This is a genomic window from Streptomyces sp. NBC_00536 (genome assembly GCF_036346295.1).
Taxonomy (GTDB): Bacteria; Actinomycetota; Actinomycetes; order Streptomycetales; family Streptomycetaceae; genus Streptomyces.
Window position 1 is genome coordinate 258,515 of record NZ_CP107820.1, and the last position, 9,136, is coordinate 267,650.

A 9,136-nucleotide genomic window follows, 5' to 3' on the forward strand; every position below is an offset into this window, starting at 1 on the left:
ACCCGTCCCCGTACAACGCCTGGATCGAGACCTGCTTCAGCTGCCCCGCAGTCCCGGCTCCGCCCCCTGACCCACCACCAGGGCACCCACCAGGGCACCCATCAGGCACCCACCAGGGCACCCACCTGCAGGCATCCAGCCACCCCTCCCCGGCACAGCCAGGCCCGAGACAGGTTGCCACCCACTCCGTTAGCAAAACTCAAGCGTGGCGCCCACATCACCCTCTGAACGTTAGTAAAGTCCCTCTCATGACTTCGCCCTCGTCTCAGAACGACCGAGAGAAGGTCGTCTCCAAGCTGCCCCCGTGGCTGCGCCAGGAGTTGAAAATCCGCACGGCACAGCTGCGGGTGGACATCCAGGACGCCGTACACCAAGGCATCTCCCACTGGAGCGCCCTCGCTTCCGCCCCCTCCCCCGTCGACACCTCCGGCGCCGAATCGTTCTCCACCTGGCTGCCCGCCGGCCAGTGGGAATCGTTCCGCTCCACCTCCAAGGACCGCGGTGTCTCCCTCATCCAGGGTCTCGCCCAATCGGTCCAGCTCTGGCTGGAGATGAACCCGGCCCCCACGGTCAAGCGTCCCTCCGTGGTCCGCCGCATCATCGTGTGCAACCAGAAGGGCGGAGTCGGCAAGACCGCCATCACCGCGGGCACCGCCGAAGCCCTCGCCGAGGACCCGGCCAGCCTCCACCCGGTCCGCATCGCCCGCCAACTGGCCCGCCTCGCGGCCGAAGAAGACCCCCACCCCACGGGGGCACATTCCACAGAGACGGACACCCACCCGACCCCGTTCGACCTGGAAGACCTCCCGGGCCTCGGCATGCGCGTCCTGCTCGTCGACTTCGACCCCCAGGGCCACCTCACCAAGCAGCTCGGCCAACAGCCGCTCCCCATCGGCGGCGACAGCCTCACCTGCCACATGGCGAGCGAAGCGAAGGGTCCCCTCTCGGACCTCATCGTCCCCATCGCGGACGACCGGTTCGGCGACCGGCTGCACATCCTCCCCGCCTGTACGGACGCCTTCCTCCTCGACGTCCGCCTCTCCACCGTCCGCGCCCGCGAGGCCGCCCTCGAACGCGCCCTCGCCCCCGTCGAGTCCGACTACGACGTGATCCTCGTGGACTGCCCCCCGAGCCTCGGCCTCAGCATGGACGCGGCCATCTACTACGGCCGCCGCCGCGACGCCGAACAGCCCGGCGCCTCGGGCGCGCTGATCGTCGTACAGGCCGAGGACTCCTCCGCGGACGCCTACGATCTGCTCACCTCCCAGATCAACGACCTCCGCGACGACCTCAGCCTCGACATCGACTACCTCGGTCTCGTCGTGAACCTCTACGACGGCCGCCGCGGCTACATCGCGACCTCCTCCCTCCAGGCCTGGATGGACATAAAGGATCCGCGTGTCGTCGCCATCGTCCCGGACCTCAAGGAACAGCGTGAGGCCGTCCGCGTGAAGCAACCGCTGTTCGTCTACGCGCCCAAGGGCGACCAGGCCGTCGCCTTCCGCGCCCTCGCCAGGGAGATCTCATGAGCAAGGCCGACAAGCTGGGGGTCTCGGCCTCCTTCGCGCGCGCCCAGCCGGCCGGGGTCAGCTCCCGCCGCGCGGCCATCGCCGAAGCCACCGGAGCACCCACCTCCGGCGTGGTCCCCCCGTCCGAGGTTCCCATCGAGGCCCTCGCCCACAACCCGTTCAACCTCCGCGAAGACCTCACGGAAATCGACGAACTGGCCCAGTCGCTCCTCTCCCGGGGTCAGCTCCAGCCCCTCGCCGTCGCCACCCGCATGGCCTTCATGGAGGCCCACCCGGGCCAGACCGACGGCCTGGGCCGGGCACCGTACGTCGTCATCGACGGCAACCGGCGCCTCGCCGCCGCACAGCTCGCGGGCCTGAAGACGATGCACATCCATGTCAACGATGCCCTCTCGACCTCGGCCGCGGACATCCTGGAATCGGCCCTGATCGCCAACGTCCACCGCGTCGACGTGGCCCCCATGGACCAGGCCCGCGCCCTCCAGGAACTGGTGGACGTCCACGGCTCCCAGGCCCAGGTGGCCAAGCGCCTCGGCAAGACACCGGCCTGGGTCTCCCAGCGGCTCACCCTCCTGAACCTCACCCCCACCCTTCAGGAGAAGGTCGACACCGGCGAGCTGAAGGTGGAACCCGCCCGCCGGATCGGCCGCCTCCCGCAGGAATCCCAGGCCGCGGCGGCGGAAGAGACCATTAACGCCGTTAACCCCCCGCGCCAGCGCACCCGCCCGACCCCGCCGACCGTTAACGGCGTTAACGCCGTTAACGCCACGCCCCCTCCCGCACCCCCCACCGCACCCCCGGTCCCCCGCATCACGATCACGACGGAATCCCCGGAAACGATCGCGGACGCCCTGACCGCCCACCTCACCCCGGACGACCTGAAGGCCGTCACGGAACTCCTCATGACCCGCATCTGACACAGACGGCACTCACGGTGGGGGCGCTGCCAGCATTAACGCCGTTAACGCTGATGACGCCCCCACGTGCGTTTCGTGTGCGTTCAAGCGTGCGACTCGACTAGGCTCCGCTACGGAGGTAGGTACATGCCCGACGAACAACAGAGCCTCTTCGCAGCGGTCGACGCCCTGCTGGAGGAAGCCGCCGCCCAGGACGCGCTCCCGCACCCGGACGAACGCAAGCGCCTGCGCGAAGCCGCAGGCCTCAGCCAGGACCAGATCGCCAAGGCCCTGTCCGTACGCCGTGAAACCGTGACCTCCTGGGAAACGGGCCGCACGGACCCCCGCCCCCCCAAACGCGCGGCCTACACCCGCCTCCTGGACGGCCTCGCCACCCTCCACCCCGTTAACGCCGTTAACGCCCCCACCCCAAACGTCCGACCCGCACCCGCACCCACCGAGCCGACCGTTAACGCCGTTAACGCCGGACCCACACCGCCCCCTGCTATCGAAGCCCCCCAAGCCCCGCCATCTCCAGCCCCGCCGGAGCACAAGGCCCCGGGCGGAGCCCCCCAAACCCCGCCATCTCCAGCCTCGCCGGCGTTTGAGGCGCGGAGCCTGGGGCGGAGCCCCAGGAACCCCACAGCGGACCAAGCCACTCCCCCCGCCCCCGCCCCCGCCCTCACCCCCACGGCACCGTCATCGTCACCGGCACCCCAAGCCGCACCCACACCCCAGCCGACCGTTAACGCCGTTAACGCCACCCCGCCACCTCCAGCCCCGCCGGCGTTTGAGGCGCGGAGCCTGGGGCGGAGCCCCAGCACCCCCGCAGGGGACAAAGCCCACACCCCCACCCCCCTCGCCGTCCTGGACGCCCAAGCCCAAGCCCACACCACCAACGGCCTGATCCTCCCCCTCCCCCCCAAGGCCGCCACCGACCTCCCCACCCTCATCGCCTGGGCCCTCAGCGAAGAAGCCGACCTCCGCTCCCCCCGCCTCCACCGCAACGGCAAGGACGGCGACCCCCTCCTCGTCCTCACCCCCGAGGCCACCGAGGCCCTCGGCCTCCCCCTCACCCTCGAAGACCGCCGCGGCCTGCGCCTCCCCGACAACCACCCCGTGGTCCGGCAGCTCGCCAAGAGCAAGTGGCAGCTGACCCGCCGCGGCTTCGGCCCGTGGGCCCGCGTCTACCGCCCGGCCTCCCCCACCACCGGCCGCCAGTGCGTCCAGCTCGCCGTGCTCCCCTGGGCCGCCCTCGACCCCCGCGCCTGGGGCGAGGAGACCGCGAACCTCCCCGCACCCGAACTCGCCCTGCTGCTCACCACCTACGCCACCCGCGTCCTCACCCCCCGCGGCTCCACCGCCGTCACCGGCCTCGAACTCATGACGGCCCTGCGCCCGCCCACCCGCGCGGCCCGCAACCCCGAGACCAACCTCTGGGAATCGGCCCCCGTCCCCGGCTCCCTCACCCGCCCCGTCGACCCCGCTCCCCCGGAGGCCCCCGACGAGCACCCGGTCGTCGCCGCCCTCTACCCCCGGGCCCACCAGCGCACCCCGGACCAGGTCCTCGACGAAGAGGCGTACGACTGGATCCGCGACCCCGAACTCCTCACCGACGCCGAATGCGCCCGCACCCACGCGGTCGGCATCGACGTCAACATGGCCTTCGCCGCGGCCGCGAACCGCCTCACCGTCGGCCTCGGCCCGGCGGTCCACACCCCGGCCCCCCGCTTCGACCCGAAGGTCCCCGGCTGCTGGCTCGCCGACCTCTCGGCCCTCTCCCTCGACCCCCGCCTGCCGAGCCCCTTCACCCCGCACGGCAAGCCCCCCACCGGCCCGGCCTGGTACGCGACCCCGACCCTGGCCTACGCGCAGGAGCTGGGCCACCGCGTCGAACCCGCCGAAGCCTGGCTCCGCCCGGACAACGGCTCGTACCTCGACGCCTGGTACACCCGCCTGCGCGACGCCTACGTGGCCACGATGGCCGACCTCGGCGTCACCCCGGACCTCACCGACGAGGCCTTCCTCGAAGCCATGTCGGTCCACAAACAGAAAGACCCCGCCCTCGCCGCGGTCCTCTCCGCCATCAAGGCCACCGTCAAGGGCGGCATCGGCAAGCTCCGCGAACGCCCCCAGGGCGCCGGCTACCGCCCCGGCGAAGCCTGGCCCGCCCTCGAACGCCCCACCTGGCGCCCCGACATCCGCGCGGCCGTGATCTCCACGGCCCGGGTGAACATGCACCGCAAGATGCGCAAGCTCGCCACCGCCGCCGACCTGTACCCCATCGCGGTCCTCTCCGACTGCGCGGTGTACCTTTCGGACGGCCCGAGCCCCCTGGACTTCCTCCCCCGCACCCCTGACGGCAAGCCCCTGCCCGGCGGCTTCCGCCTCGGCGTCAGCCCGGGCATGGTCAAGCACGAGGGCACCCAGCCCCTCCTGTGGGCCGTCGGCCTCCTCGACGAAGGCCACAACCCCGCCCGCCACATCAAGGGCCACGACGCCGCGTCCGACGGAGAATAAAGAAAGACATGTCCGACACCATCGAAGACAGCCTCGCGCAAGCAGACGAACACAACTTCACACGACCGATCCCGAAGTCCCCCCAGGCCCGTATGAAGTTCCTGCTCAAATCCGAAAAGAACTCGACCAAAGCGGTCGCACAGCGCCTCGGCATCTCCCCCCGCACCGTCGAGCGCTACCTCAAGGGCCAGATCAAGACCCCCCGCCCCGACCTCGCGGCCCGCCTCGAAGCCGAGGTCCGCAAGAGCTGGCAGCCCCTGGTCCGCAAGCGCGCCCGCGCCAAGGCGGCGAAGTCCACCGGCCTCGTCGTCGAGACCCGCGCCCGCTTCGGCTTCACCGCCGCCCCCGGCACCACCGACGACGGCCGGATGCGCCGCATCACCCAGCACCTGCCCCCGGAGTACGCGTCCCGCCTCTTCGCCGCCCAGGAATCCGGCGCCACCGAAACGGAACTGCGCCACATCACCGCCCAGGGCCTCCAGGACGTCTACTTCCGCGACCAGGGCTCCCGCGCCCCCGGCCTCCTGGTCGACTTCACCGACATCGACTACATCGACTTCAACTTCTGACGCTCACATGGGAAACGAAAGCAGCCGCACCCCACCACCAGGCCACTCCGTCGCCTCCCCCAGAGAGATGACCATGGTCCGCAACGGCATCAGCACAGTTCCGTCGCCCTGCTCGACGTGGACGTCCTCCCCCACCACCCGCCACCCGAGCCGCTCGTAGAGCGGCACCAGGGCCTCCCGGCAAAAGAGCAGCCCGTGCCGCGGCCCGAGCGTTCCCGCGTGCTCCAGAGCCGCGGCGACGACCCGCCGCGCCAGCCCCTGCCCCCGCACATCAGCCGCGACGGCCACTCCCCCGACCCCCACCACTTCGCCACGAACCCCACCGACCACCACGGGCAGCCTGAGCAACCCGGCATGCGCCACGAGCCGCCCATCCAGCCGAACCCCGAAGTGCACCTCCTTGGCCAACCAGCTGAGCCCCACGTCCGCCACCCCGAACGGATCGCCCCCGTCCCCGAGGATCTCCCTCAACTCGGCCTCGGCATACCGCTCAAGCCGCACCACACCGCCCGCCGCACCCACCAGATGATCACTCATCCCCCCATGATCCCCACCACCCCGCCCCCGCACCCTCCCCAACCTGTCAGTCCGTCACCATCGCCCACAGACAGCCACCCAGATACCCCGTCAAGGGCCCCCAAGGCCCTTCTGAGCCCCTATCCCCCGCCCTCAGTGGCCAGATAGTCGCCAAGACCCCCACAAGCCGAGAGGCGCCACCGAGCGGCTTCAGCCACTCCATAGCGCCTCATCAACGGACGACGTCCCACCGGCATCACCCCACGGCGTGCAGGGTCCGCCTCCGCTTCGCCTCGACAGCCTTCTTCGCGGCCGTCTGCACGGCCCGCTTCTTCCGCTGCTCAGCCAGCTGGTCCTGATACTCCGCCACCGCGCGGTGGTAGCTGTCGACATACCCCCGCGCGTCCAGCCGCTCGTCCATCGGCATCTCGTTCACGGCCGCCACCGCGTCCTCGAACGAGTTGTATCCGGCCAGCATCGGATTGATCTGGTACACGCCGTTACGGACCTTCCGCACCAGCCGTGCCAGCTCCAGGCTCCGCAGCGCCGCGTTCACGCTCGGCCGGCTCAGATCCAGCATCCCGGCGATCGAGGCCTGATCGATGAGGATCCGCCCGCCGGGCTCGCTCAGCGAACGCAGCTTCAGCAGCACCCGGTAGGCCGCGGGCGGGAGGTCCAGGTCAGAGAGAAGCCCGTCGGCGTTGACCGCAGCGAATCGCAAGGTGCTCACTGAGCTGTCCCTTCTTCCTTGCGCTGTCCTCGGCTAAGCCGACGCGCAGCGCGCTCTTTGGCCCGTTCGGCCCGCAGTTCCTCGATCGCCTGCCGCATGTGGTCCAGCGACGGGAACCGCACCAGATCCGGCAAGCTCGTGTCACCGCGAATCTGCGAGATGGTGCTGGACTGCTCCACCTTCACAAACTCACCCGTTGTCTCAGTACCCGGGATGAACTCGGCTACTCGGTAACTGTAGGGCGGGTTGAACTGATACACACCCCGCCTCACCTTGAAGACGATCCCATGAGACATGACCGTGTGGAGCGCCTCCGACGTCTTTGTCCGACTGACATCCAGGATCGTAGCCATCTCCTCCTGGGTCAGCGGAATCCGCCCCCCCGCTCTCTGGCACGCGATCAGCAGCAGGATCAGGCGCAACGGCAGTGCTTCACGGAAGTACTGCGCGATCACAAGAAAAAACTCGAGGCTGTCCATCGAGAACGCGTTTGGCTGGCTCTGGGTCCCGTAGAACTCCAGCGGCTTGCGCTCGCCGTCCAGAGTCAGCTTCCGGCTCGGGTACCTCTTCGCGAGGCTGTCCAGATCCTTGACGGGCGCCAGCGGCTGACTCCACGCCGAGATCGCGTCATCAACGGGCAGATCAGGACGCGGCGCGCGCGACGGACTCGGCCGACGGCGCTGTGGCTCTGATGACACGAGGATGCTCTCCACTTCGTTGATCTGCGGAAAGCAGTATGTCAACAAGGGTGACACTAGTGTCACGCTCGTTGACGTTCGGCGTGTCTTACGTCCCCCCTGAGGGGACACATCTCGGCCACGGCCTCTTCGAAGCCCCCTCCGTGCCCCTCTCACGAACCCCACGCCTCCTCCCGGCAGTCCGCCGACATATCTCCCGCATTATGTCAGCCCCGCAGACGTTTTGGGCCAAAAACCGTCAGCCGCACTGACGTTTTGTAGGCGCTCTGTCCCCCCAGCAGCGACACAACGCCCTAGATATGTCCCTCCTGAGGGGACATATCTTTCCCCGCGAACCCCGTCTGACCTGCGGCAACGCATCTCCGTACCCTCTATAGGCCGGTGGTCGTCCCGCTGCGCGCACTTAACGTCGTCTGCAAGGCACTTCTGCCCTGCACTTCCTGACGCCCCATCAGTAGTTGTGGATCTTCACCGCTCCCCGGACACCCTGTCCAGAACAGCCCTGAATCTGACTGATTCCCATTTCTATCCACAGACTGTTTTGAATCAGAGACACTCAACAAGCGTTAACGGCGTTAACTCCCCTGCACTAAACGGTCATAGACCACAGAGTCATTCTCGAACACACCTGATCAACCAATTTTCAGGTGAGCCTCCCTCTACTCAAAACTTGGCTCTGACGAGGCAAAACAGTAAGCGGTGGTCAAGCTGATGGGGCCTGCATCCCCTAGGGATGCAGGCCCCATTGGCCACGCTAGCTAGCGACGGTCGTCCATCTCATCCGGAATGTCATCGAAGGACTTTGTGCCACTTTGGCGGGCTTCATCAGCTCGCTGCTTGAGTCGCTCCTGCTCGGTCTTGCCACGCTGCGAAGCTTCATCCTGCTTTGACTGCAGCTTCTCCTTGGCCTTCTTGGCCTTCTCCTGCATCTCGTCCTTGATACCCATCAGAGTGTCTCCTTTGTCCGGAGGTCAGTGATCCTCATCGAGCCTGACACGAGAGCTGGACTGATGCCTGGTCATACTGAGCCGATCGGGCTCGGCATGAAACCGCGGAAGGTTCGACCCGAAGCTGAGGTCACCTGGCTCAAAGAGTCGGCTCTACTCGGCAGAGCTCAGCTAGGGAGATCACTAGGCCGGAGCGAAGCGGAGGCCTTCCGCCCCAAAGGGGCGGCTTTGGCCTGCGAAGCAGGCCTCCCCGAGCGAAGCCAGGGGGCTGCTCTTGCCTGAGCGAAGCGAAGGCGGCCCCTTCCCAGGCGCGCAGCGCCTGGGAAAAGGGCCCTTGGGCCCGAAGCGAAGCGGAGGGCCGGCTATGGGCCGCGAAGCGGCCCGCCCCCGAGCGAAGCGAGGGGGGTCCTCTCGCCTGAGCGAAGCGAAGGCGGTCCCTTCCCAGGCGCGCAGCGCCTGGGAAGGGGGCCTCCAGCCCGAAGCAAAGCGGAGGGATATCTCTGGTGCGCGAAGCGCACCGCCCCCTCGCGAAGCGAGGGGGGTCTTGCCGCCTGAGCGAAGCGAAGGCGATCCCTTCCCAGGCGCGCAGCGCCTGGGAAGGGGGCCTTCAGCCCGAAGCGAAGCGGAGGGCTATCTCTGGCGCGCGAAGCGCGCCGCCCCTTCGCGAAGCAAAGGGGCCTGTCGCCTGAGCGAAGCGAAGGCGATCCCTTCCCAGGCGCGCAGCGCCTGGG

Annotated in this window: 8 protein-coding genes; 4 read left to right on the plus strand and 4 right to left on the minus strand. The window is 68.7% G+C overall.

Annotation, left to right across the window (positions count from 1 at the left end):
- Positions 1 to 248: 248 nt before the first annotated feature.
- From OHS33_RS38505 to tpg, 4 genes are all read left to right on the plus strand, one after another.
- Positions 249 to 1,529, plus strand: a complete 1,281-nt coding sequence (locus OHS33_RS38505) for a ParA family protein (protein WP_330335589.1) — start codon at positions 249 to 251, stop codon at positions 1,527 to 1,529.
- Positions 1,526 to 2,446, plus strand: coding sequence for a ParB/RepB/Spo0J family partition protein (locus OHS33_RS38510; RefSeq protein ID WP_330335575.1), 921 nt, complete (start codon positions 1,526 to 1,528; stop codon positions 2,444 to 2,446). Before OHS33_RS38505 ends, OHS33_RS38510 begins: the two co-directional genes overlap by 4 nt.
- Before the next feature lie 126 nt (positions 2,447 to 2,572).
- A complete protein-coding gene (gene tap, locus OHS33_RS38515) occupies positions 2,573 to 4,945 on the plus strand; it encodes a telomere-associated protein Tap (RefSeq protein ID WP_330335576.1) in 2,373 nt (790 codons plus the stop codon).
- Positions 4,946 to 4,953: 8 nt separating this feature from the next.
- Positions 4,954 to 5,514: a telomere-protecting terminal protein Tpg gene (tpg, locus tag OHS33_RS38520; protein ID WP_330335577.1), complete on the plus strand. Its 561-nt coding sequence runs from the start codon at positions 4,954 to 4,956 to the stop codon at positions 5,512 to 5,514.
- 3 nt (positions 5,515 to 5,517) lie between these two features.
- On the opposite strand, the gene OHS33_RS38525 is transcribed toward tpg, so the two are convergent.
- The 4 genes from OHS33_RS38525 to OHS33_RS38540 form a co-directional block, all read right to left on the minus strand.
- Positions 5,518 to 6,051, minus strand: coding sequence for a GNAT family N-acetyltransferase (locus OHS33_RS38525; protein ID WP_330335578.1), 534 nt, complete (start codon positions 6,049 to 6,051; stop codon positions 5,518 to 5,520).
- Positions 6,052 to 6,286: 235 nt separating this feature from the next.
- Entirely contained in the window at positions 6,287 to 6,760 is a 474-nt protein-coding gene (locus OHS33_RS38530; RefSeq protein ID WP_330335579.1) for a MarR family transcriptional regulator, read from the minus strand.
- Positions 6,757 to 7,473, minus strand: coding sequence for a hypothetical protein (locus tag OHS33_RS38535; RefSeq protein WP_330335580.1), 717 nt, complete (start codon positions 7,471 to 7,473; stop codon positions 6,757 to 6,759). Before OHS33_RS38535 ends, OHS33_RS38530 begins: the two co-directional genes overlap by 4 nt.
- A 743-nt stretch (positions 7,474 to 8,216) precedes the next feature.
- Positions 8,217 to 8,405, minus strand: a complete 189-nt coding sequence (locus OHS33_RS38540) for a hypothetical protein (RefSeq protein ID WP_330335581.1) — start codon at positions 8,403 to 8,405, stop codon at positions 8,217 to 8,219.
- Positions 8,406 to 9,136 lie beyond the last annotated feature (731 nt).

Excerpts from the sequence above, each read along its gene's own strand:
- OHS33_RS38510 (WP_330335575.1), top strand. The coding sequence starts at position 1,526 with ATGAGCAAGGCCGACAAGCTGGGGGTCTCGGCCTCCTTCGCGCGCGCC.
- OHS33_RS38540 (WP_330335581.1), bottom strand. The coding sequence starts at position 8,405 with ATGGGTATCAAGGACGAGATGCAGGAGAAGGCCAAGAAGGCCAAGGAG.
- tap (WP_330335576.1), top strand. The coding sequence starts at position 2,573 with ATGCCCGACGAACAACAGAGCCTCTTCGCAGCGGTCGACGCCCTGCTG.
- OHS33_RS38505 (WP_330335589.1), top strand. The coding sequence starts at position 249 with ATGACTTCGCCCTCGTCTCAGAACGACCGAGAGAAGGTCGTCTCCAAG.
- tpg (WP_330335577.1), top strand. The coding sequence starts at position 4,954 with ATGTCCGACACCATCGAAGACAGCCTCGCGCAAGCAGACGAACACAAC.
- OHS33_RS38525 (WP_330335578.1), bottom strand. The coding sequence starts at position 6,051 with ATGAGTGATCATCTGGTGGGTGCGGCGGGCGGTGTGGTGCGGCTTGAG.